21 protein-coding genes are annotated in these 22,322 nt (G+C 59.6%); 17 read left to right on the forward strand and 4 right to left on the reverse strand.

Translation table 11 applies throughout. The annotated features are described in order from the left end of the window. Positions 1-777: a 5'-methylthioadenosine/adenosylhomocysteine nucleosidase gene (locus J0O65_RS12630; protein WP_251373725.1), complete on the reverse strand. Its 777-nt coding sequence runs from the start codon at positions 775-777 to the stop codon at positions 1-3. 1,455 nt (positions 778-2,232) lie between these two features. Between J0O65_RS12630 and J0O65_RS12635 the strand changes: the two genes are divergently transcribed. The 7 genes from J0O65_RS12635 to J0O65_RS12665 all read left to right on the forward strand — a co-directional run bounded on the left by J0O65_RS12635 (position 2,233) and on the right by J0O65_RS12665 (position 10,971). Further along, positions 2,233-3,858, forward strand: coding sequence for a GMC family oxidoreductase (locus J0O65_RS12635; RefSeq protein ID WP_215407203.1), 1,626 nt, complete (start codon positions 2,233-2,235; stop codon positions 3,856-3,858). A gap of 133 nt (positions 3,859-3,991) precedes the next feature. Continuing rightward, complete coding sequence (locus J0O65_RS12640) at positions 3,992-4,762, forward strand: ABC transporter ATP-binding protein (protein WP_034752653.1); 771 nt, start codon at positions 3,992-3,994, stop codon at positions 4,760-4,762. Beyond that, the gene (locus tag J0O65_RS12645) at positions 4,762-5,490 is read left to right on the forward strand and encodes an ABC transporter ATP-binding protein (RefSeq protein WP_215407205.1); all 729 of its coding nucleotides are present in this window, start codon (positions 4,762-4,764) and stop codon (positions 5,488-5,490) included. Before J0O65_RS12640 ends, J0O65_RS12645 begins: the two co-directional genes overlap by 1 nt. Before the next feature lie 69 nt (positions 5,491-5,559). After that, on the forward strand, positions 5,560-6,768 hold the full coding sequence (locus tag J0O65_RS12650) for an ABC transporter substrate-binding protein (RefSeq protein WP_215407207.1): 1,209 nt from the start codon (positions 5,560-5,562) through the stop codon (positions 6,766-6,768). A gap of 163 nt (positions 6,769-6,931) precedes the next feature. After that, positions 6,932-7,816, forward strand: coding sequence for a branched-chain amino acid ABC transporter permease (locus J0O65_RS12655; RefSeq protein ID WP_215407209.1), 885 nt, complete (start codon positions 6,932-6,934; stop codon positions 7,814-7,816). Positions 7,817-7,847: 31 nt separating this feature from the next. Next, positions 7,848-8,828, forward strand: a complete 981-nt coding sequence (locus J0O65_RS12660) for a branched-chain amino acid ABC transporter permease (RefSeq protein ID WP_152251530.1) — start codon at positions 7,848-7,850, stop codon at positions 8,826-8,828. A gap of 76 nt (positions 8,829-8,904) precedes the next feature. Then, on the forward strand, positions 8,905-10,971 hold the full coding sequence (locus J0O65_RS12665) for a 3-hydroxybutyrate oligomer hydrolase family protein (protein ID WP_215407211.1): 2,067 nt from the start codon (positions 8,905-8,907) through the stop codon (positions 10,969-10,971). 184 nt (positions 10,972-11,155) lie between these two features. Here J0O65_RS12665 and J0O65_RS12670 read toward each other — a convergent pair whose 3' ends face one another. The 3 genes from J0O65_RS12670 to J0O65_RS12680 all read right to left on the reverse strand — a co-directional run bounded on the left by J0O65_RS12670 (position 11,156) and on the right by J0O65_RS12680 (position 12,960). Next, entirely contained in the window at positions 11,156-12,313 is a 1,158-nt protein-coding gene (locus J0O65_RS12670; protein ID WP_215407213.1) for an iron-containing alcohol dehydrogenase, read from the reverse strand. Positions 12,314-12,397: 84 nt separating this feature from the next. After that, a complete protein-coding gene (locus J0O65_RS12675; RefSeq protein WP_215407215.1) occupies positions 12,398-12,628 on the reverse strand; it encodes an NADH dehydrogenase subunit 3 in 231 nt (76 codons plus the stop codon). An 11-nt stretch (positions 12,629-12,639) separates the two neighbouring features. Further along, complete coding sequence (locus tag J0O65_RS12680) at positions 12,640-12,960, reverse strand: DMT family transporter (RefSeq protein ID WP_215407218.1); 321 nt, start codon at positions 12,958-12,960, stop codon at positions 12,640-12,642. A gap of 317 nt (positions 12,961-13,277) precedes the next feature. On the opposite strand from J0O65_RS12680, the gene mnmG reads away from it, so the two are divergent. From mnmG to atpA, 10 genes are all read left to right on the forward strand, one after another. Further along, complete coding sequence (mnmG, locus tag J0O65_RS12685) at positions 13,278-15,215, forward strand: tRNA uridine-5-carboxymethylaminomethyl(34) synthesis enzyme MnmG (RefSeq protein WP_215407220.1); 1,938 nt, start codon at positions 13,278-13,280, stop codon at positions 15,213-15,215. Continuing rightward, positions 15,212-15,856, forward strand: a complete 645-nt coding sequence (gene rsmG, locus J0O65_RS12690; RefSeq protein ID WP_215407222.1) for a 16S rRNA (guanine(527)-N(7))-methyltransferase RsmG — start codon at positions 15,212-15,214, stop codon at positions 15,854-15,856. Before mnmG ends, rsmG begins: the two co-directional genes overlap by 4 nt. A 165-nt stretch (positions 15,857-16,021) precedes the next feature. Next, entirely contained in the window at positions 16,022-16,792 is a 771-nt protein-coding gene (locus J0O65_RS12695) for a ParA family protein (protein ID WP_034752687.1), read from the forward strand. Positions 16,793-16,856: 64 nt separating this feature from the next. Then, positions 16,857-17,741, forward strand: a complete 885-nt coding sequence (locus J0O65_RS12700; protein WP_215407223.1) for a ParB/RepB/Spo0J family partition protein — start codon at positions 16,857-16,859, stop codon at positions 17,739-17,741. A 270-nt stretch (positions 17,742-18,011) separates the two neighbouring features. Further along, positions 18,012-18,380: an ATP synthase subunit I gene (locus J0O65_RS12705; protein ID WP_215407225.1), complete on the forward strand. Its 369-nt coding sequence runs from the start codon at positions 18,012-18,014 to the stop codon at positions 18,378-18,380. Between the two features lie 51 nt (positions 18,381-18,431). Next, on the forward strand, positions 18,432-19,241 hold the full coding sequence (atpB, locus tag J0O65_RS12710) for a F0F1 ATP synthase subunit A (RefSeq protein ID WP_215407227.1): 810 nt from the start codon (positions 18,432-18,434) through the stop codon (positions 19,239-19,241). Between the two features lie 60 nt (positions 19,242-19,301). Further along, on the forward strand, positions 19,302-19,580 hold the full coding sequence (gene atpE / locus J0O65_RS12715; protein ID WP_071080009.1) for a F0F1 ATP synthase subunit C: 279 nt from the start codon (positions 19,302-19,304) through the stop codon (positions 19,578-19,580). A 43-nt stretch (positions 19,581-19,623) separates the two neighbouring features. Further along, on the forward strand, positions 19,624-20,094 hold the full coding sequence (locus tag J0O65_RS12720; RefSeq protein ID WP_099761157.1) for a F0F1 ATP synthase subunit B: 471 nt from the start codon (positions 19,624-19,626) through the stop codon (positions 20,092-20,094). A 2-nt stretch (positions 20,095-20,096) separates the two neighbouring features. Continuing rightward, positions 20,097-20,642, forward strand: coding sequence for a F0F1 ATP synthase subunit delta (locus tag J0O65_RS12725; protein WP_215407229.1), 546 nt, complete (start codon positions 20,097-20,099; stop codon positions 20,640-20,642). 78 nt (positions 20,643-20,720) lie between these two features. Further along, positions 20,721-22,262: a F0F1 ATP synthase subunit alpha gene (gene atpA, locus J0O65_RS12730; RefSeq protein WP_215407232.1), complete on the forward strand. Its 1,542-nt coding sequence runs from the start codon at positions 20,721-20,723 to the stop codon at positions 22,260-22,262. Positions 22,263-22,322 lie beyond the last annotated feature (60 nt).

Genomic DNA, 22,322 nt, shown 5'->3' on the forward strand with positions numbered 1-22,322 from the left:
TCAGCCAGCCAGGCGCTGGCACAATTGCTGAATCACCGTCAACGCATACGGCGAAGCGACGGCCTGCACGAAACGCATGAAGTCGACGGCCGCCTCTTCGTTGGCGTTGTCGGAAATGGTGCGCATGACCGTAAACGGCACGCCCAGTTCAAAACACACTTGCGCCACGGCAGCGCCTTCCATTTCGACGGCCAGCAGGTCGGGGATATCGGCTTTCAGCTGCTTGATATGCGCGGCGCTGCTGATGAACTGGTCGCCGCTGGCGATCAGGCCGCGGTGCACTTGTGCGTGCTGCAAGCCAAATGCCTCGATATCGGCCACCTTCAGCACGCTGGACACATCGTCACGCAGGAAATCGCCCGCGGCGCCAGCCAGTTGCGTGCTCAGTTCCAGATCCGTGGCGAAACGCTGCAGTCCCGTCAATGGCACTTCGAAGCGGGGAAATAGCGGTCGGGCATCCATATCGTGCTGCAGCAGCGCTTCGGCCACGACGATATCGCCGACTTTCACGTGTTGATCCCCACTGCCGGCCACGCCGGTGAAGACGATGTGGGTAACTCCGTACTTTTCCACAAGGATAGAAGCTGTCATGGCAGCGGCAACCTTGCCCAGACGCGACAGGACGCACACAGCGTCGATATTCCACAGGGTCCCCAGGGTGTAGTCGCGCATGCCGTGCGAACGCCTCTGGGGGCCTTGCATGGCTTCTACCAGTCCCTGCTGTTCTTCGTGCAAGGCACTGATGATGCCCAAACGCATTTTTTTGTGTGATTGCATGCAGTTTTTTACCGGGTTTTTGAATTGCCAAACGGTTTACAGGGTGAAAACAGCTGTTTCGGCGACTTTTCCACCGTCCGCGTTTGTCTCTGTGTTTTAAATAAAGATGTATACATAAAAATAGTAGTGATAGTAAACGGCCATTTTTTTGTGGATAAGTCGGTATACCGTATAAGAATCATCGACTTGGCGCACAAAAAAGTAGGCGCACAAGCATTGTATCCACGCAGGACTTGTTTGGGATAAAAATTGAGTTGTGGACAAAGATCGACTTTTCCCACATCTCATCCTGTGGATATGCAGGCACTTATCCACAGTGGCCAGCAAAAATCACGCGTTTTCTTGCTGTCGTGGCATGTTTGACGTGCGTTGTCTGCCTTGATGCTTGCCTGGCAATCCAGGTTGAGCAAGCACGAGCGTTGTTCTTTCACGAACCTTGGCATCCAGGTGATTCCTGGAAGACGCTTTGGCAGTGGCTCGCGATGTCGCCGTTGGCTTTTTTTTTGCGGTTTTTTGCCTGCTTTTTGAAAATATCCCCCGACTTCCGCTTTTTTTGTCGGTTTACAATAGATCTATATATAAAAATAGTAGTAATAGTAAACGCGTTTTTTTCTGTGGATAAGTCGCTTTTTTTCAACAGGATCAAGTGTTTACGCGCAAAATAAAGCGTGCATAATCGCTGTATCACGCGAGGAGCAAAATTGTATAAAATGCGGGCCTGTGCAAAAGTTCGTGTTTACGCACAAGTCATCCTGTGGATATCAAGTGACTTATCCACAATCGTCTCAAACTCCCCCTCTTTTTGATGTCGAACAGCTTGCTGGCAGCCTGTCTGCCCAGGCCTGTTGACGTTTGCATTTTGCTCAGCGGTTTGGCAGTGCCGTGCGCATGATGTTGGCCATCCTGGTTTTCGTCGCGCAGTTGTTGGCTCGATTTTTTTTCAGCCAAAGCCGTTCGTCGCTTTTTTTTTGATGACAGGCTGGCGAACCTTCTTGAACGCGAAGGGCAGGCAAACTGCGCGTTGTCGGGTTTACCTTAACAAGTTCGTATACATGAATAGTAATAGTAGTTAACGGCGGCATGTTCTGTGGATAAGTCCCGATTTATCCTTGTAAACAATCGCTTGGCGTGCGGATAAGCGCTGAGTAAGCGTTGTATCTGCTTGGGACGGTTTTGGGATAAAAAAAAGACGTGCAAAAAATTTTTCGTTTACGCACATATCGTACCTGTGGATATCCATATGGTTATCCACAGCTTGAAGACCCTGTTTTTGAGCTTGCCGTGACGCTCTTGCGTATCGCGGACCACGATTAATGTCGCCCTGGCCCGGTACTGGTGGTAATCTCAAGGCGGCTCAGCAGCCATGCATGCATGAAGAAAGACAGACTCTGGTAGCGGGACGCGGCGGGGAGACACGCCGCGCGACAGCTTGATGGCATACCGAAAGGAGCTTCATTGGAATCGGCAGGCGAATACGACTACATCATCGTGGGCGGCGGCACGGCAGGTTGCGTGCTGGCCAACCGGCTCACGCGCGACAAGGATGCCAACGTTCTGCTCGTGGAAGCGGGCGGCAAAGACGATTACGTGTGGATCCACATTCCCGTCGGCTATCTGCATTGCATCGGCAATCCCCGCACGGACTGGCTGTATTCCACGCAGGCGGACGCGGGCCTGGGCGGGCGCAGCCTGATGTATCCCCGCGGAAAAGTGCTCGGCGGCAGCTCTTCCATCAACGGCATGATCTATATGCGGGGCCAGGCCGGCGATTACGACCACTGGGCCGACCTGACGGACGACGCTTCCTGGCGCTGGGACAAGGTCTTGCCGTTATTTAAGCAAAGCGAGGATTACTATGGCGGCGCGTCGGAAAACCACGGCGTCGGTGGTGAATGGCGCGTGGAAAAACAGCGGCTATCCTGGGATATCCTGAACGCGTTCCGCGACGCGGCGCAGCAGGTCGGCATCCCGAAAACCAGCGATTTCAATGGCGGCGACAACGCCGGCAGCGCGTATTTCGACGTCAACCAGCGCCGCGGCATCCGCTGGAATACTTCGAAAGCGTTTTTGAAACCGGCAGCGCACCGCCCGAACCTGACCATCATGACGGGTTGCCACGTGGAACGTCTGTTGCTGGAGACGACGGAAACGGGGCCGCGCTGCGCGGGCATCGTGTTTACGGGCGGCGGCACGCAGTGGCAGGCGACGGCCCGGCGCGAAACCCTGCTGACGGCGGGCGCCATCGGCTCGCCGCAATTGCTGCAATTGTCCGGCATCGGCCCGGCCGCCTTGCTGCGGCAGCATGGCATCGTGCCTGTGGTCGATGCCGCCGGCGTGGGCGGCAATTTGCAAGACCATCTGCAATTGCGCATGGTATTCAAGGTGAGCGGCGTGAAAACCTTGAACGTGATGGCCAGCAGTATGCTGGGCAAGATGCAGATCGGCTTGCAATATGCGCTGTTCCAGAGCGGGCCCATGTCGATGGCGCCGTCGCAGCTGGGCGCGTTCGCCAAGTCCGACCCGCGGCAAGCCACGCCGAACCTGCAATACCACGTGCAACCCTTGTCGCTCGACAAGTTCGGCGAGCCCTTGCACGCGTTTCCCGCGTTTACGGCCAGCGTCTGCAATCTGCGGCCCACTTCGCGCGGCCACGTCCACATCGCCTCGGCCGACAGCTATGCGGCGCCGAAGATCGTCCCTAACTATCTCAGTACCGAGCAGGACCGCGCCGTGGCGGCCGACGCCTTGCGCCTGACGCGGGCGATCGCCGCCGCGCCGGCGTTAAGTAGGTTTGCGCCGCAGGAATACAAGCCTGGCGTGCAATTCCAGAGCCAGGAAGAACTGGCGCAGGCGGCCAGCCAGATCGGCACCACCATCTTCCATCCGGTGGGCACCTGCCGCATGGGGCTGGCCAGCGAGGCGTCGAGCGTGGTCGACAGCCAACTGCGCGTGCTCGGCGTGGCGGGTTTACGCGTCGTCGATGCCTCCATCATGCCGTACATTACTTCTGGTAACACCAACTCGCCCACCGTGATGATCGCGGAAAAAGCGGCGCAAATGATACACGCGGCCTGGAAATAGCCGGGCAAGCGTGCGAGTTTGCGCCATTCGGGCTGGCGAAAAATCCCCGTAGTTATACTGTATTGTGCGTTAAATTTAAGTTGTGTATTATAAAAATGACTAAGTAGTACAAAAAGTACAACTAGGAGACACGATGTCAAACGTAATCTTGGAAACAAGAAATTTGACCAAGGAATTCAAGGGTTTCACCGCCGTGAGCGACGTGAACCTGAAGGTAGAGCGGGGCCACATCCACGCCTTGATCGGTCCGAACGGCGCCGGCAAGACCACGTGTTTCAACTTGCTCACCAAATTCCTGGTCCCCACTTCCGGACAGATCCTGTTCAATGGGAAAGATATCACGGCCGCCAAACCGGCCCAGATCGCGCGCATGGGCGTGATCCGCTCGTTCCAGATTTCCGCCGTCTTCCCCCACCTGTCCGTGCTGCAAAATGTGCGCATCGGCTTGCAGCGCCAGCTCGGCACCTCGTTCCACTTTTGGCAAAGCGAACGGGCATTGAATCAGCTCAACGACCGTGCCATGGCCTTGCTGGCCGAGGTCGACCTGACGGAGTTTGCCGACACCATCACGGTCGACATGCCGTACGGGCGCAAGCGGGCGCTGGAAATTGCCACCACCCTGGCGATGGAGCCGGAAATGATGCTGCTCGACGAACCGACGCAGGGCATGGGCCATGAAGACGTGCACCGCGTGACGGAATTGATTAAAAAAGTGTCGGCCGGCCGCACGATTTTGATGGTGGAACACAATATGAGCGTGGTTTCCGGCATCTGCGACAAGATTTCCGTTCTGCAGCGCGGCGCCATGCTGGCCGAAGGCAGTTACGCGGAAGTGTCGCGCAATCCGCAAGTGATGGAAGCGTACATGGGCACCACCCACGCGGAACTGGAAGGGGCGCATTGATGGCGACACAAGTGAATGGCGGCGCACCCGCGCTGGAAATTGCACAACTGCACACCTGGTATGGCGAATCTCACATCCTGCACGACGTGAACCTGAAAGTGCAGCCGGGTGAAGTGGTGACTTTGCTGGGCCGCAACGGCGCCGGGCGCACCACCACCTTGCGCGCCATCATGGGCTTGACGGGCGCACGCACCGGTTCCATCAAAGTCAATGGCGTCGAAGCGATAGGTTTGGCCACGCACAAAATCGCCCACCTGGGCATCGGGTATTGTCCCGAAGAGCGCGGCATTTTCTCCTCGCTGTCGACCGAGGAAAACCTGCTGCTGCCGCCGACCCTGGCCAGCGGCGAGAAGGGCATGTCGGTGGAGGAAATCTACGCGATGTTCCCGAATCTGCAGGAACGCCGCCACAGCCAGGGCACGCGCCTGTCGGGCGGGGAACAGCAGATGCTGGCCGTGGCGCGCATCCTGCGCACGGGCGCGCGCCTGCTGCTGCTCGATGAAATTTCCGAAGGCCTGGCGCCCGTCATCGTGCAAGGGCTGGCGCGCATGATCACCACCCTGAAGGCGAAGGGCTACACCATCGTCATGGTGGAACAAAATTTCCGGTTTGCCGCGCCGCTGGCGGACCGGTTTTATGTGATGGAGCACGGTCAGATCGTCGAGACTTTTGCTGCATCCGAACTGGAGGCCAAGATGCCGGTATTGACCGAGTTGCTTGGCGTGTAGTCATCATGTAGTACGCGTCCTTGTCCAGCAATCGACTGAATAGCAAACAATAATCCCAACGGAGACACTATGAAACGTAACGCTATCGCCATTGCCACCGCCACTCTTTGCGCCCTGGGCTTGTCCAGCGCCGCGCACGCCCAGGTATCGGGCGACACCATCAAGATCGGTTTTATTTCCGACATGTCGGGCGTGTACTCCGACGTCGACGGCCTCGGCGGCGCGGAAGCCATCAAGATGGCGATCGCCGATGCCGGCGTGGTGCTCGCCGGCAAAAAGGTGGAATTCATTTCCGCCGACCATCAAAACAAGGCCGACATTGCCGCTTCGAAGGCGCGCGAATGGTTCGACCAGCAAGGCGTCGACATGCTGATCGGCGGCACCAATTCCGGCGCCAGCCTGGCCATGGCCAAGGTCGCGGCGGAAAAGAAAAAGATCTTCATCGCCATCGGCGCCGGCTCCTCGCGCCTGACGAATGAGGAATGCACGCCCTACACCGTGCATTACGCCTATGACACGGTGGCGCTGGCGCGCGGCACGGGCGGCACCATCGTCAAACAGGGCGGCAAGAACTGGTATTTCATGACGGCCGATTACGCGTTCGGCCATTCGCTGGAAAAAGACACCGCCGAGGTCGTCAAGACGGCCGGCGGCAAGGTGCTGGGCAGCGTCAAGCATCCGCTGGGCGCTTCCGATTTCTCGTCCTTCCTGCTGCAGGCGCAGGCCGCCAAGCCGCAGATCCTGGGCCTGGCCAATGCGGGCGGCGACGCCATCAACAGCATCAAGGCGGCCAACGAGTTCGGCCTGACGAAATCGATGAAGCTGGCCGGCTTGCTGATCTTCATCAACGACATCCATTCGCTGGGCTTGAACCTGACGCAAGGCATGTACCTGACGGATGGCTGGTACTGGGACTTGAATGCGGACACGCGCGCCTGGTCGAAACGCTATTTCGCCAAGATGAAGAAGGAGCCGTCGATGCTGCAGGCGGCCGACTATTCGGCCGCGGCGAACTACCTGAAAGCCGTCAAGGCGCTGGGAACGGATGACACCGAGAAGGTCATGGCTTATTTGAAAAAGACCAAGATCAACGACATGTTTACCCAGAATGGTGAAGTGCGTCCCGATGGCCGCATGGTGCACGATATGTATTTGATGGAAGTGAAGAAGCCATCCGAGTCGAAATATCCATGGGATTACTACAAGGTCGTCGCCACCGTGCCCGGTGCGCAAGCGTATGTGACCAAGGCTGAATCGAAGTGTTCGCTGTGGAAGTAACGCTGTAGCAGTCCGTCAAACGGATCGCCCGCCCGGTGCGGGCCATCCTTCCTGCAGGCGCTTTGCCAGCAGGATTCGCCTTGCGCCGCCGCGCCCGTCTGCGGCGGCGTGTTTCCCTTGATACCACACCGTCGTCCGGCGGTGCTTTTTATACTGTGATGCCATGGAAATTTTCGGCGTTCCATTACCTGCGATGATGAGCCAGCTGCTGCTGGGCCTCGTCAACGGCTCGTTCTATGCCATGTTGTCCCTCGGTCTGGCCGTCATCTTCGGCTTGCTCAACGTTATTAATTTCTCGCACGGCGCCATGTACATGATGGGCGCCTTCCTGGCCTGGATGGGCCTCAGTTATTTCGACATCAATTACTGGGCCATGCTCGTCATCGCCCCGATCCTCGTCGGCCTGGTCGGTATCCTGATCGAAAAGACCATGTTGCGCTGGCTGTATAAACTCGACCACCTGTATGGCCTGCTGCTGACCTTTGGCATCACCCTGATCATGGAAGGCGTGTTCCGCTCCTTCTATGGCGTCTCGGGCCAGCCGTACGCCGTGCCCGAAGCGCTGGCCGGCGCGACCGACCTGGGTTTCATGATCCTGCCGAACTACCGCGCCTGGGTGGTGATCGCCTCGCTCTCCATCTGCCTGGCCACCTGGTTCGTCATCGAAAAAACCAAGCTGGGCGCCTACCTGCGGGCCGGCACGGAAAACCCGAAACTGGTGGAAGCGTTCGGCATCAACGTGCCGCTGATGGTGACGTTGACGTTCGGCTTCGGCGTGGCGCTGGCCGGTTTTGCCGGCGTGCTGGCCGCGCCCATCATCCAGGTCTCGCCGCTGATGGGCTCGAACCTGATCATCGTCGTGTTTGCCGTGGTGGTGATCGGCGGCATGGGTTCCATCATGGGCTCTATCCTGACGGGCCTGGGCCTGGGCGTGATCGAGGGCCTGACCCGCGTGTTCTATCCGGAAGGCTCGGCCACCGTGGTGTTCGTGGTGATGGTCATCGTGCTGCTGCTGCGTCCCGCCGGCCTGTTCGGCAAAGAAAAGTAATCCTCATCAGTCATGTATTGGAGCTACCACGATGAATAAGAATGTAGGCTACGCCATTGCCTTGCTGCTGGCCTTGGCGGCCCCGTTTTACGGCTATCCCGTCTTCCTGATGAAGTTGCTGTGCTTTGCGCTGTTTGCCTGCGCTTTCAATTTGCTGATCGGCTACACCGGCTTGCTGTCGTTCGGCCACGCGGCGTTCTTTGGCGGCGCCGGCTATGTCACCGGCTACGCGCTGCGCACCTGGGGTTGGCCAACGGAATTGGGCTTGCTGGCCGGCGTCGCCACGGGCGCCTTGCTGGGCCTGGTGATCGGCGGCCTGGCGATCCGCCGCCAGGGCATCTACTTCACGATGATCACGCTGGCGCTGGCGCAGATGGTGTACTTCCTGGCCTTGCGCCTGCCGTTCACGGGCGGCGAGGATGGCTTGCAGGGTGTTCCACGTGGAACCTTGCTGGGCACGCTAGACCTGGGCAATGACACCGTCCTGTACTACGTCGTGCTGGCCATTTTTGTCGCCGGCTTCGCCCTGATCGTACGCACCATCCACTCGCCGTTCGGCCAGGTGCTCAAGGCGATCAAGGAAAACGAGCCGCGCGCCATTTCTCTTGGCTATGACGTCAACAAGTACAAGCTGATGGCCATCGTGCTGTCGGCCTCCTTGGCCGCGCTGGCCGGCGCCACCAAGACCCTGGTGCTGGGCTTTGAAACGTTAACCGACGTGTACTGGGGCATGTCGGGCCTGGTCGTGCTGATGACCTTGGTGGGCGGCATGGGCACCTTGTCCGGTCCCATCCTGGGCGCCGTCTTGATCATCGCGCTGGAAAACAAGCTGGGCGATGTCGGCACCTATCTGGCCACCCACACGGGCATCGAGTGGTTCGGCACCCTGGGCGAATCGGTGGGCATGGTGACCGGCGTGATCTTCGTCATCTGCGTGCTGATGTTCCGGCGCGGCATCGTCGGCGAAGCCATCGCGCGCTTCGGCGGCAGGCCAGCCAAAGCCGCTGTCTGATTTTCAAGCAACGCCGGACCGATCGTCCGGCGTTTTTCATTGTGCGTCCACTGTGTCCTTAACGGAGAGAACCACCATGCAAACGACGATCACGCGCGCAGGCACTGGCATGGGCCTGTGCACCCTGCTGGCGTTGGCAGCCTGCGGCAGCAACCATGCGCCGGAAGAACTGAACCAGATGCCCGCCTACCTGGGCAGCATCACGCGGGCCGATTACGACGGCAAGACGAACGACCTGCTGACGGCCGGCCTGGGCAAGACGGGGCTGGCCGGCGCCACGCCCGCCTATGCGAACGTGGAACAGCCGACGCCGCTTGAACTGCGCCGCAATGCGATCTACGCCAACTACCGCGCCGTGCTCGACATTGCCGCCAACAGCGGCTACGGCACCTTGTACGGACCGAATGTCGATGCCTCCGGAAACGTGGGCGCGGGCGAAGGCCTGATCGCGGGCAGTGAATACATCGCGTACGCCGACGATGGCACGGGCAGGAAGAATGTCACCCTGATGGTGCAGGTGCCGGCCAGCTTTGATCCCGATCACGCCTGCATCGTCACGGGCACGTCCAGCGGTTCGCGCGGCATCTACGGCGCCATCGGCAGTTCCGGAGAATGGGGCTTGAAGAAGGGCTGCGCCGTCGCGTATGCCGACAAGGGCTCCGGCACCGGCCTGTATGTGTTCGAGGACGACAGCGTCAACCTGCAGAACGGCGTGCGCGCGGGCAGGGTGGTCGCCGGCAAGAATGCGCACTTCGCGCCGGACTTGAGTGACGCCGAGCGTCTGGCCTGGGCCGGCGCCAACCCGAACCGCATCGCCTTCAAGCATGCGCACTCGCAGCAGAACCCGGAGAAGGATTGGGGCAAGGTCACCTTGCAGGCCGTCGAGATGGCCTATTATGTGTTGAACGAGCGCTATGGCGTACCGGCCCGCGACGGCAGTTCGCGCATCGTGCGCCTGACGCCGAAGAACACCATCACGATCGCGTCCAGCATCTCCAACGGGGCCGGCTCGGCCTTGCTGGCGGCGGAACAGGATAGCAAGGGCTTGATCGGCGGCGTGGCCGTCAGCGAGCCGCAGGTCCAGCCGGCCGCATCGAGCGCCTACAGCGTGCGCCAGGGCGGGGCGCTGGTCGCCAATCCGGGCCGCGCGCTGTTCGACTACGCCACCTATGCGGCCCTGTATCAGCCGTGCATCGCTTCCGTGGCCGGCAATGCGGGCCGCTGCACGGCGCTCGTCAGCAAGGGGTTATTGAACGGCGCCGACCTGGCGGCGCAGCAGGCGGACGCGAAGCAGCGCTTGCGCGCGTATGGCTGGTTGTCGGACTCCGATCCGCTGCAGGCCGCGCACGCGGGCACGAACATCCTCGTGGCCGTCACGTATGCCTATGCCTACGGAAAATTTTCCGTGACGGACAAGGTGTGCGGTTTCACGTTTGCGCAGACCGATGGCGGCGGCAATCCGGTCGCCTTCACCTCGGCGCAAAAGGCGGTCAGCTTTGCCGCGCAGAACGGCATTCTCGGCAATGTCGTGTATGAGAACAGCGTGGGCGGCGCCAAGGTCTACACGGCCGGCGTGTCGCCTTCCAGCGGCCAGGCGGACCAGTCGCTCGACGGCTTCCTGTGCCTGCGCAGTTTGGCGACGGGCAAGGATGCCGTCAGCGGCGCCACCTTGCAGGGTAACCTGGCGACTCAAAGCGTGCGCGTGCGGGCAGGCATGGCCGAGGTACAGGCGACGGGTAAACTCAATGGCAAGCCGGCCATCATCGTGCACGGCCGCAGCGACACCCTGATTCCCGTCAATCACGCTGCGCGCGCGTATGTGGGCTTGAACGCATCGGTGGAGGGGGCGAATAGCCAGCTGCGCTATATCGAGGTGACCCACGCGAACCACTTCGATTCCTTCAGCAGCGCCTTGCCGACCCTGATCGTGCCCCTGCATGTTTACCTGAACCGGGCGCTGGACGCCATGTATGCGCACCTGACTGCCAAGCAGACGTTGCCGCCATCGCAGGTGGTGCGCACGGTGACGCGCGCCGATGCGTCGACCCTGATCACGAACGTCAACGTGCCGGCCATTGCGGCGACGCCGGCACCCGGCAATGTCATCAGCGTGACGGGGACGCAGGTGGATATTCCCAACTAGGCGGGTGATGCGGAACCCAAGGCCACGGTCACGTGGCCTTGGGTTCATCGCGCTTTCGCCGGCGGGGCCGCGCACCAGCGTTTCGTGCGCATGGATGCTGCGCGTGGTCAGATCGGCGATGGGTTGATATGCGTACTCGAAGGCAAAGGAGCGCAGGGCGGGTTGGCCGAGTCCGTCTGCTGGCTCACAGTGCGGCAGCATAGATGGCGCGCGCATCGCCGCGCGTGACGGGCCGGGGATTGTTGGCCAGCAAGCGCGTCTGCAGCATGGCTTCATCGGCCAGGCGGTCCAGGTCGCTGGCGGCGATGCCCACTTCGCGCAGGGTGCGGGCGATGCCGGCGGCGCGGGCGAGTTCCTGCATGGCGTCGATCAGGGCCACGGCCCGCGCTTCCTCGCTGCCCGTGATGCCTGGTTGCAAGATGGTCGCCAGCTGCGCGTACAGGGGTGCAGCGTGGGACAGATTAAAGCGCAGCACGTGCGGCAACACCAGTGCATTCGACAAACCGTGTGGCACGTGGAACAAGCCGCCGATGGGGTAGGCGAGCGCATGCACGGCGGCCACGGGCGCGTTGGCAAATGCCTGGCCGGCCAGCATGGCGCCCAGCAGCATGGCTTGGCGTGCCGGCAAGTTGGCGCCATCGCGGCACGCCGTGACGAGGTGGCCGGAGAGCAGCGACAGCGCCTGGGTCGCCAGCATGTCGGACAGAGGATTTTTCAGCAGGCGGCTGGTGTACGCTTCGATGGCGTGCACCATGGCGTCGATGCCGGTGGCGGCCGTCACCGCAGGCGGCAAGCCCAGGGTCAGGCTGGCGTCGAGGATGGCCAGGTCCGCATACAGTTGCGGGGCCACCACGCCCATCTTCGTGCTGGCGCCCGTGGTGACGATGGCGATGTGCGTGACTTCCGAGCCTGTGCCGGCCGTGGTCGGCAATTGCACCAGCGGCAGGCGCTGTCCATGGACATTGCCGATGCCATACAGTTGCGCCAGTTCCTGGTGGCCCGGCGCCAGCACGGCGATCAGCTTGGCCACGTCCAGCGAGCTGCCGCCACCGAGGCCGATAATCAGTTCCACGTGAAACATCTGCGCCTGGGCCACGCCGGCCAGCACGATGGCTTCGGGGGGATCGGCTTGCACGTCGGAAAAGATATGTGCTTCGATGCCTGCCGTCTGCAGGCTGTGCAGAGGAGCATCGGCCAGGCCCGTACGTAAAAAGCCGGCATCGGTGACGAGCAGGGCCCGGCGCACCCATGGGAAGTGATGGGCGATATGCGCGCCCAGCTGGGCGGCGGCGCCCCCTTCAACGATCAGATGCGGCACGGTGCGGAACTGGAAGGCGGGCATGCAGACTCCTGACAGTGAGGACAGAAGTCCAGCTTACTCCGCTTTCCCGTCCCGTGCCTGTTTCACGTGAAACCAGAAGCGGGGCTATTCCCACGTCAGCGCGCCGCGTTGCCACTCATATGCCAGGCCGATGGCCAGCATGCTCGGGAACGCCATGACGGCCCAAGAGGATGGGGAGCAGATAGAAGCGGCGACAGCTGTCGCCGCATCGGGTTTGTGCGGGCCGAGTGCGCGCCCCAGCGGCATGGGCACGACGCCGACCAGGATGCCGATCAGAATGAAGAGGAGGACGGGAAAATAGGATTCGACGAGCATGAGGGTTCCTCTCAGTGGCTGGACGACAGTTTCATCAGTACGATGCCGCACACGATGAGGATGGCGGCGCCCACACGCATGGCATTGAGCTGCTCGCCCAGAAAGACGACGCCGACGATGAAGGCGCCGACGGCGCCGATGCCGGTCCAGATCGTGTAGGCCGTGCCCAGGGGCAGGGTGCGCATGGCCAGCGACAGCAAGCCGAAGCTGGCCATCATCATGACGACGGTGACAACGGAGGGAGTGAGTTTGGTGAAACCCTCGGAGAGTTTCATCGAGTATGCCCACACGACTTCAAGCGTGCCGGCAATCAGTAAAAGTATCCAGGCCATGGCGGCTCCTTGTACAGAGCGGGCCGTCCCGGTGTGTTCCCATGGTGGGGGAGGCCGTCCTCCTGGATGATCGTCGCTATGGCCACTGGCGTGACCACGAAGGCGGACTATGCGGCCATTGTAGCAAACATTTCACGCGACCGCGGCCCTCTGCCTGGGCACGCTGCGTGTTCCACGTGAAACAGAAATCGCCGTTGACTTGCCCCTGCTGAGTAAAAATTAAGCAAAAATTGGCCCTCGGAAGGTTGCGCTCGCAAAAAGACTCTATAATCGGAGCTCTCTTCCCGCATTTTTACTTGCACTGTTACCTATTTATCATGTTATTTCCTACAGAATTCGACGTCATCGTTGTCGGCGGTGGTCACGCCGGTACCGAGGCGGCCCTCGCTTCGGCCCGCATGGGGCAGAAGACGCTATTGCTCACGCATAATATTGAGACACTGGGCCAGATGTCGTGCAACCCTTCCATCGGTGGCATTGGCAAGGGCCACCTGGTCAAGGAAGTCGATGCCATGGGCGGCGCGATGGCGATTGCCACCGACGAGTCCGGCATTCAGTTCCGCATCCTGAACTCCTCGAAAGGCCCGGCGGTGCGCGCCACGCGCGCCCAGGCCGACCGCATTTTGTACAAGGCCGCCATCCGCACGCGCCTGGAAAACCAGGCTAACCTGTGGCTGTTCCAGCAAGCCGTCGATGATTTGATCGTCGAAGGCGACCGTGTCGTCGGCGCCGTGACGCAGATCGGCTTGAAGTTCCTGGCGCGCGCCGTGGTGCTGACGGCCGGTACCTTCCTCGATGGCAAGATCCACGTGGGCTTGAATAACTACTCGGCCGGCCGCGCCGGCGACCCGCCGGCCATCTCCTTGTCGGCCCGTTTGAAGGAATTGAAGCTGCCGCAAGGGCGTTTGAAAACGGGCACGCCGCCGCGCATCGATGGCCGCACGATCGACTTTTCCGTGATGCAGGAACAGCCGGGCGATCTCGATCCGATGCCCGTGTTTTCCGTGATGGGCAACACGGCCATGCACCCGCGCCAGGTGCCGTGCTGGGTCACGCACACGAATGCGCAGACGCATGACATCATCCGCGCCGGCCTCGACCGCAGCCCCATGTACACGGGCGTCATCGAGGGCGTCGGCCCCCGTTACTGCCCCTCGATCGAAGACAAGATCCACCGTTTCTCGGGCAAGGAATCGCACCAGATCTTCCTCGAGCCGGAAGGCTTGACGACGCATGAGTTCTACCCGAACGGCATCTCCACCAGCCTGCCGTTCGACGTGCAGATCGCCCTGGTGCAGTCGATGAAGGGCATGGAAAACGCCCACATCCTGCGCCCCGGCTATGCCATCGAATACGATTATTTCGACCCGCGCGGCTTGAAGGCCTCGCTGGAAACGAAGGCCGTCGCGGGCCTGTTCTTCGCCGGCCAGATCAACGGCACCACGGGCTACGAGGAAGCGGCCGCGCAAGGCATGCTGGCGGGCCTGAATGCGGCCTTGCTGACGCAGGACAAGGACGCCTGGGTACCGGGCCGCTCCGAAGCCTATCTGGGCGTGCTGGTCGACGACCTGATCACGCAGGGCGTGCAGGAACCGTACCGCATGTTCACCAGCCGCGCCGAGTACCGTTTGAGCCTGCGCGAAGACAATGCCGACATGCGCCTGACGGAAATCGGCCGCGCCCTGGGCTGCGTGGGCGACGCCCAGTGGCAGGCGTTTGAAACCAAGCGCGAAGCGGTGGCGCGCGAGCTCGAGCGCCTGCGTTCCACGTGGGTCAATCCGCGCATCCTGGCGGCTGCCGAATCGGAACGCATCGTCGGCCAGGCCATCGAACGCGAGTATTCGCTGGCGGACTTGCTGCGCCGTCCGAACGTGGCCTACGACACCTTGATGAGCATGACGGGCATCGAAGGGCAGGCCCTGGCCGGTCCCGGTGTGGAAGATGCGGCCGTGCGCGAGCAGGTGGAAATCCAGCTCAAATACGCGGGCTACATCGAGCGCCAGAGCAAGGAAATCGAGCGCCACGAACACTATGAGAACCTGGCTCTGCCCGAGGGTTTTAATTACCTCGATATCGGCGCGCTGTCGGTCGAAGTGCGGCAAAAACTCGACAAGCAGCGCCCGGAAACCCTGGGCCAGGCCTCGCGCATTTCCGGCGTGACGCCGGCGGCGATTTCGCTGCTGCTCGTGCATTTGAAAAAGCGCGGTTTTGGCGCCGCGCAAACCACCACTTTAAAGGACGAGGTTGTTGAATGAAGCAGTTTGACCGGGCCGCATTGGCCCCCATTTTGAATGAAGGCATCGCCGCGCTGGGGCTGGACCTGAGCGCGGATCAGACGGAAAAACTGCTCGATTACCTGGCCTTGCTGGCCAAATGGAATAGCGTCTACAACCTGACGTCGGTGCGCGATCCCCTGCAGATGCTGACCCTGCACGTGCTCGATTCACTGGCCGCCGTGCCGGCCTTCGCGCAGGCGAAAAACGTGCTCGACGTGGGCGCCGGCGGCGGCCTGCCGGGCATGGTGCTGGCCATCGCGCGGCCCGATATGAAGGTGTCGATGATCGACACCGTGCATAAAAAGACGGCCTTTTTGACGCAGGTGAAGGCGGAACTGGGACTTTCCAACGTCACCGTGTACACGAAACGGGTGGAACAACTGGAAGTGGCGCAGAAATTCGACGTGATCACCTCGCGCGCCTTCGCCGACCTGTCCGACTTCGTCAACTGGTCGCATCACGTGCTGGCCGAGGGCGGTCAATTCATCGCCTTGAAAGGGGTGGCGCCGCCAGACGAGCGCGAGAGACTGCCGGCAGACTGGCAAGTGACGCAATTGCGGCCTATCCAGGTGCCAGGGCTAAATGCAGAGCGTCATCTGGTCTTTATAGCAAGAATTTAAGAGTTCTGAATTAAACGGTATAAATCATATAAACAGTTTATGCGGTATAAATAATATAAACTATATAAACGATTTATATCGTATAAATAGAATAAACAGTATAAATTGTTTCGGCGGAATGCCGGGGCACACGATGAGTTGCATCTCTTTATAACTAGAAGATACATGGCCAAAATTTTTTGTGTAGCAAATCAAAAGGGTGGTGTTGGTAAAACCACAACAAGCGTCAACCTCTCCGCCGGTCTGGCCAAGTTGAACCAGCGCGTGCTGCTGGTCGACCTCGACCCGCAGGGCAATGCGACCATGGGCGCCGGCATCAACAAGGCCGGCCTGAAGGCGTCCACCTATGAAGTCATGCTGGGCGAGTCCGATGTCAAAACGGCACGCCAGCGTTCGGAAGCGGGACGCTTCGATGTCTTGCCGTCGAACCGCGAGCTGGCCGGCGCCGAAGTGGAGATGGTCGAGCTGGACAACCGCGAACGCCGCCTGAAGGATGCGCTGGCCGAGGTGGACGGCGAATACGACTTCATCCTGGTAGATTGCCCACCGGCATTATCGATGCTGACCTTGAACGGCCTGTGTGCCGCGCATGGGGTGATCATCCCGATGCAGTGCGAGTACTACGCGCTGGAAGGCTTGTCCGACCTGGTCAACACCATCAAGAAGGTGCACGCCAACCTGAACCCGGACTTGAAGATCATCGGCCTGTTGCGCGTGATGTTCGATCCACGCATGACATTATCGCAACAAGTGTCGGCCCAGCTGGAACAGCACTTCGGCGACAAGGTGTTCAATACCATCATCCCGCGCAACGTGCGCCTGGCCGAAGCGCCATCGTATGGCTTGCCCGGCGTGACCTTCGACCCCAGCTCGAAAGGCGCCCAGGCCTATATCGCCTTCGGCGCCGAGATGGTCGAACGCATCAAACATATGTAAACAAGGGGCGAGCGTGCGCATATTATGATGTGAGCGCTTACTCTGAAAACACGATTAGGACAGCATGGCTACGAAAAAATTAAAAGGACTGGGTCGCGGACTCGACGCCCTGTTGGGCGGCGGCAGCGATTTTGCCAGTCCGGACACGAATCAACCGTCGAACTTGCCCGTGTCGCAAATGCAAGCCGGCAAATACCAGCCGCGCACGCGCATGGACGAGGGTGCCTTGAATGAACTGGCCGCCTCGATCAAGGCGCAGGGACTGATGCAGCCGATCCTGGTGCGCCCGATCGGGCAGGACACCTTGAGCGGCCTTGTTAAATATGAAATCATCGCCGGCGAACGCCGTTTCCGCGCCTCGCAACTGGCGGGCCTGACGGAAGTGCCGGTGCTGGTACGCGACGTCGACGACCTGGCCGCCGCGGCCATGGCGCTGATCGAGAACATCCAGCGCGAAGACCTCAACCCGCTGGAAGAAGCGCAGGGCATCCACCGCCTGATCGCCGATTTCAGTTTTACGCATGAGCAAGCGGCCACTGCGCTGGGACGCTCGCGCAGCGCCGTCTCCAACCTGTTGCGCCTGATGAACCTGGCCAGCCCCGTGCAAACCATGCTGATGGCCGGCGATATCGACATGGGGCATGCGCGCGCGCTGCTGGCCGTCGATGCGGCCAGCCAGATCACCCTGGCCAACCAGGTCGTGGCCAAGCGCCTGTCGGTGCGCGAAACGGAAAAGCTCGTCACCCGCACGCTCGAGGAAGCGGCCAACCCGGTCGAGCCGCGGCAAAAGGAAAAGTCCGGCGACATCGCGCGCCTGGAAGAAGAGCTGTCCGATGCGCTGGCCACGCCCGTGGTGTTCAAGATGGGCAACAAGGGACGTGGCCAATTGGTGATCGATTTTGCCGATCTTGACGTGCTCGATGGTTTGCTGACCCGCCTGCGTGGTTAAATAGCAAGCTGCAAAGGCAGGGGGCATGCGGGTGTGGACGATCTGGCCATGCTTTCCAGATGCACCACGTGATTCCTTGATAACACGGCTGGAAGCGGCCAGACAAGCGACTTTGCCATATAGTGGTGCAAATGGCGGCGAATAGTCGGTAAAGCGTCAGTTTCACGCTGCAATTGCCCTGCTGCGGTGCAGCAACGTTTGACTCTATAGAACAAAGCCAACTATAATCCCGTGTCTTTGCGTGTGTAGATTTTTCTGGGAACTTGGCAATTGAGTGATTCACAACAAAGTATTGCCAAGCCAGTCTACAAAGTAGTTGCCTTGCAGCTAGCAATCGTGATCAGCTTTGCCACTGTGACCCTGTTTTTCGGGGGCAGCGTGAAAGGCTGGTCCGCCGCATGCGGCGGTGCGATCGCCGTCGCCGGCAGTCTGGCGTATGCCTTGCTGGTCGTTCGCGGTTCCAGCGACGCCAAAACGGCTTTTCGCGCGCACTTGCGTGCGGAAATGGTGAAAATATTTATTACAGCGGTGCTGTTTATATTGGCACTGGTGTTGTTTCAGTCGGCCGCCTGGTTATGGCTGATCTTGGGTTTCGCGGTGGCAACCTTAGCATACTGGTTTTCATTGCTCGCTGTTTAATCATTGGTTTTGGGGCCTGTTGTGCTCTGAAACGACAAATCTAAATTCATTATGACCACAGAACACGCTATTGAAGCGGGCCATGCTGCCCCGGCCAACGCCACAGAATACATCAGCCACCATTTGGCCCACTTGAAAAGCGCCGATGGCGCCTTCAACCTGGACACTTTCTGGGTGTCTGCCATCCTGGGCTTTGTTTTCCTGGCTGTTTTCTACATGGCGTCGCGCCGTGCGACGGCCGGTGTTCCTGGCAAACTGCAAAATTTCGTCGAAATGATCATGGAAATGGTCAATGAGACTATTAATGGGGCCTTCCACGCAAAAAGCAAGATCATTGCGCCACTGGCGATCACGATTTTCGTGTGGGTCTGGTTGTTGAACGCGATGGACTTCCTGCCGGTTGACCTGCTGCCGAAAGTGTTGAGCTGGTTTGGCGTGCACAAGCTGCGCGTGGTGCCGACGGCCGACGTGAACCATACTTTTGCGATGTCGTTCTCGGTAGTTCTGTGCATTATCGCGTTTTCCGTCAAGGCCAAGGGCCTGGGCGGCTGGATCAAGGAATTGTTTACCGCGCCATTCCATGCAAGTGGCATCATCGGCACGATCTTGTTGGCACCAGTTAATTTCTTGCTGCAAATGGTTGAGTTGGTTGCAAAACTGATCTCCCTGTCGCTGCGACTGTTCGGCAATATGTATGCCGGCGAGCTGATTTTCATCTTGATCGCGTTGTTGCCTTGGTGGGCACAGTGGGCGTTGGGTGGTCCATGGGCAATTTTCCATATCTTGATTGTAACTTTGCAAGCTTTTGTGTTTATGGCGTTGACGGTTGTGTATCTGAGCCTTGCGGTTGAGAAGCATTAATCAGCAACTTTATATTTTGTTTTTTTTAGTATCTTTCGTTTTTAAATTTAGGAGAATTTTATGCAAGCTCTGATCGCACAAGTACAAAGCATGACCGTTCTGGCAGCAGCAATCATCATCGGCCTGGCCGCAATCGGCACCGCTCTGGGCTTCGCTATCCTGGGTGGCAAATTCCTGGAAGCTTCGGCACGTCAACCAGAACTGATGCCACAACTGCAAACCAAACTGTTCGTTATCGCTGGTCTGCTGGATGCAATCTCGATGATCGGCGTTGGTATCGCTCTGCTGTACACGTTCGCTAACCCGTTCCTGTCGGCTCTGACCGCTGTTGCTCAGTAATTCGCTCCAACCCTAGGAGAAACTTTTAGTTAGGAGCAAAGGTATGGACATCAATATGTCGCTCATCGGCCAGATGATCACCTTCGCGGTGTTGGTCTGGTTCTCGATGAAGTTCGTATTTCCAGCGCTGAACACAGCGCTGGATGAGCGTGCCAAACGAATCGCGGATGGATTGGCTGCGGCCGATCAAGGTCAGGCTTCGATGGCTGTCGCTGAAAAGCGTGCGCAAGAGGCATTGAACAGTGCACGTGAAGAAGCGTCGCAACGCGTTGCGGACGCTGAAAAGCGCGCGCAGCTGGTTGCTGAAGAGATCAAGCAAAATGCACAAGCTGAAGCTGCGCGTATCATTGCGCAAGCCCAGTCGGACGCCGAACAGCAACTGTCGAAAGCACGCGAACAATTGCGCGCTCAGGTGGCTGACCTGGCTGTCAAGGGTGCCGAGCAGATCTTGAAGCGTGAAGTCAACGCTACGGCTCACGCCGAAATGTTGCAGCGTCTTGCTGTCGAGCTGTAATCATGGCAGAACTCGCAACCGTCGCCCGTCCCTACGCGGAAGCTTTGTTCCGCGTAGCCCAAGCTGGTAAGGAGTCAAGCAACCTCGCGGCGTGGTCCGAGCTGGTGTCCGAACTGGCACAGATCGGTAGCCACCCCGAGGTACAGGCGTACGCGCGCAATCCGAAAGTTTCGGAAAGCGACGTCGCCGCCACCATCCTGTCGTTGTTGAAATCGCCGCTCAATGAGGAAGTGAAAAACTTCGTCACCATGTTGATCGAAAATGGCCGCATCAGCCTGCTGCCGGAAATCGGCGCGCAATTCCATGCCTTGAAAAACGGTGTGGAAGGTGCGGCTGACGCCGAGATCACGAGCGCTTTCGATCTGAGCGAAGGCCAAACGGCCGAGCTGGTCGCAACGCTGGAAAAGAAATTCAGTCGTAAGCTCAACCCTGCCGTCACAGTGGATCCATCGCTGCTCGGCGGCGTGCGCGTGGTTGTTGGCGACCAAGTGCTCGACACCTCGGTGCGCGCCAAGCTGCAGCAACTGCACGCTGCACTGGTGTCGTAAGACACGCGCTTCGGCAGGCCAGCTTAGACAGACCCTTACCCCTCGCGCAAGCTGAGAGAAACACTTTTAGGAGTTAGTATGCAACTCAACCCATCTGAAATCAGCGAGTTGATCAAGAGCCGGATCCAAGGTCTTGACGGCGGCGCTGAAGTGCGTAATCAAGGCACGGTTATCTCCGTTGCCGACGGTATCTGCCGCATCCACGGTTTGTCGGACGTGATGCAAGGCGAGATGCTGGAATTCCCAGGCAACACGTTTGGCCTGGCAATGAATCTGGAACGCGACTCCGTCGGTGCCGTGATTCTGGGTGCCTACGAGCACATCTCCGAAGGCGACACGGTGAAATGCACCGGCCGCATTCTGGAAGTGCCAGTCGGTCCTGAGCTGCTCGGCCGCGTTGTCAACGCGCTGGGTCAGCCGATCGACGGCAAAGGCGCCATCGAAACGAAACTGACGGCCGCGATTGAAAAAATCGCTCCGGGCGTGATCGCCCGTGAGTCCGTTTCGCAACCAATGCAAACCGGCCTGAAGTCGATCGATGCGATGGTTCCAGTTGGCCGCGGCCAGCGCGAACTGATCATCGGCGACCGTCAAACCGGCAAGTCGGCCGTGGCGATTGATGCGATCATCAATCAAAAAGGCCAGGGCATGAAATGTATCTACGTCGCGATTGGCCAAAAAGCCTCGTCGATCAAGAACATCGTGCGCTCGCTGGAACAGCACGGCGCGATGGAATACACCATCGTTGTCGCCGCTTCCGCTTCGGAATCGGCCGCCATGCAATACATCTCGCCGTACTCCGGTTGCGCCATGGGCGAATACTTCCGTGACCGCGGTGAAGATGCACTGATCGTCTACGATGATCTGTCCAAACAAGCTGTTGCATACCGTCAAATCTCGCTGCTGCTGCGCCGTCCACCAGGTCGCGAAGCGTACCCAGGCGACGTGTTCTACCTGCACAGCCGCCTGCTGGAACGCGCAGCACGCGTGAACGCCGACTACGTCGAGAAGTTCACCGACGGCGCCGTCAAAGGCAAGACCGGTTCCCTGACGGCATTGCCGATCATTGAAACGCAAGCTGGCGACGTGTCCGCATTCGTTCCAACCAACGTGATTTCGATTACCGACGGTCAGATCTTCCTGGAAACCTCGCTGTTCAACGCCGGTATCCGTCCTGCCATTAACGCCGGTATTTCCGTATCGCGCGTCGGCGGCGCCGCCCAGACCAAGGTCATCAAAAACCTGTCCGGCGGTATCCGTACCGACTTGGCGCAGTACCGTGAACTGGCCGCGTTCGCGCAGTTCGCTTCGGACCTGGATGAATCGACCCGCAAGCAGCTGGACCGTGGTGCCCGCGTGACGGAATTGCTCAAGCAAGCCCAGTACTCGCCACTGTCGATCTCGCTGATGGCCGTATCGCTGTTCTCGGTGAACAAAGGCTTCATGGACGACGTGCCAGTCAAGCAAGTGCTGTCGTTCGAAGCTGGTGTCCACGCTTACATGAAGACCAAGCAAGCTGCTCTGCTGGCCAAGATCGAAGAAACCAAGCAACTCGACAAAGACAGCGAAGCAACTCTGTCGGCGGCCATTGCTGATTTCAAGAAATCCGGCGCATATTAAGCGGCCAGGCGGCGCCCGCCTCGAGCGAGGCGCCGCCCTACGCGCAGAAGGAGTAAGGAC

The organism is Janthinobacterium sp. JC611, assembly GCF_018682595.1.
In the GTDB taxonomy this organism is placed as follows: domain Bacteria; phylum Pseudomonadota; class Gammaproteobacteria; order Burkholderiales; family Burkholderiaceae_D; genus Janthinobacterium.

Excerpts from the sequence above, each read along its gene's own strand:
- J0O65_RS12660 (WP_152251530.1), top strand. The coding sequence starts at position 7,848 with ATGAATAAGAATGTAGGCTACGCCATTGCCTTGCTGCTGGCCTTGGCG.
- J0O65_RS12675 (WP_215407215.1), bottom strand. The coding sequence starts at position 12,628 with ATGCTCGTCGAATCCTATTTTCCCGTCCTCCTCTTCATTCTGATCGGC.
- atpE (WP_071080009.1), top strand. The coding sequence starts at position 19,302 with ATGCAAGCTCTGATCGCACAAGTACAAAGCATGACCGTTCTGGCAGCA.
- J0O65_RS12665 (WP_215407211.1), top strand. The coding sequence starts at position 8,905 with ATGCAAACGACGATCACGCGCGCAGGCACTGGCATGGGCCTGTGCACC.
- J0O65_RS12670 (WP_215407213.1), bottom strand. The coding sequence starts at position 12,313 with ATGCCCGCCTTCCAGTTCCGCACCGTGCCGCATCTGATCGTTGAAGGG.
- atpA (WP_215407232.1), top strand. The coding sequence starts at position 20,721 with ATGCAACTCAACCCATCTGAAATCAGCGAGTTGATCAAGAGCCGGATC.
- atpB (WP_215407227.1), top strand. The coding sequence starts at position 18,432 with ATGACCACAGAACACGCTATTGAAGCGGGCCATGCTGCCCCGGCCAAC.
- mnmG (WP_215407220.1), top strand. The coding sequence starts at position 13,278 with ATGTTATTTCCTACAGAATTCGACGTCATCGTTGTCGGCGGTGGTCAC.
- J0O65_RS12640 (WP_034752653.1), top strand. The coding sequence starts at position 3,992 with ATGTCAAACGTAATCTTGGAAACAAGAAATTTGACCAAGGAATTCAAG.
- J0O65_RS12630 (WP_251373725.1), bottom strand. The coding sequence starts at position 777 with ATGCAATCACACAAAAAAATGCGTTTGGGCATCATCAGTGCCTTGCAC.
- rsmG (WP_215407222.1), top strand. The coding sequence starts at position 15,212 with ATGAAGCAGTTTGACCGGGCCGCATTGGCCCCCATTTTGAATGAAGGC.
- J0O65_RS12700 (WP_215407223.1), top strand. The coding sequence starts at position 16,857 with ATGGCTACGAAAAAATTAAAAGGACTGGGTCGCGGACTCGACGCCCTG.
- J0O65_RS12725 (WP_215407229.1), top strand. The coding sequence starts at position 20,097 with ATGGCAGAACTCGCAACCGTCGCCCGTCCCTACGCGGAAGCTTTGTTC.
- J0O65_RS12695 (WP_034752687.1), top strand. The coding sequence starts at position 16,022 with ATGGCCAAAATTTTTTGTGTAGCAAATCAAAAGGGTGGTGTTGGTAAA.
- J0O65_RS12645 (WP_215407205.1), top strand. The coding sequence starts at position 4,762 with ATGGCGACACAAGTGAATGGCGGCGCACCCGCGCTGGAAATTGCACAA.
- J0O65_RS12650 (WP_215407207.1), top strand. The coding sequence starts at position 5,560 with ATGAAACGTAACGCTATCGCCATTGCCACCGCCACTCTTTGCGCCCTG.
- J0O65_RS12655 (WP_215407209.1), top strand. The coding sequence starts at position 6,932 with ATGGAAATTTTCGGCGTTCCATTACCTGCGATGATGAGCCAGCTGCTG.
- J0O65_RS12720 (WP_099761157.1), top strand. The coding sequence starts at position 19,624 with ATGGACATCAATATGTCGCTCATCGGCCAGATGATCACCTTCGCGGTG.
- J0O65_RS12680 (WP_215407218.1), bottom strand. The coding sequence starts at position 12,960 with ATGGCCTGGATACTTTTACTGATTGCCGGCACGCTTGAAGTCGTGTGG.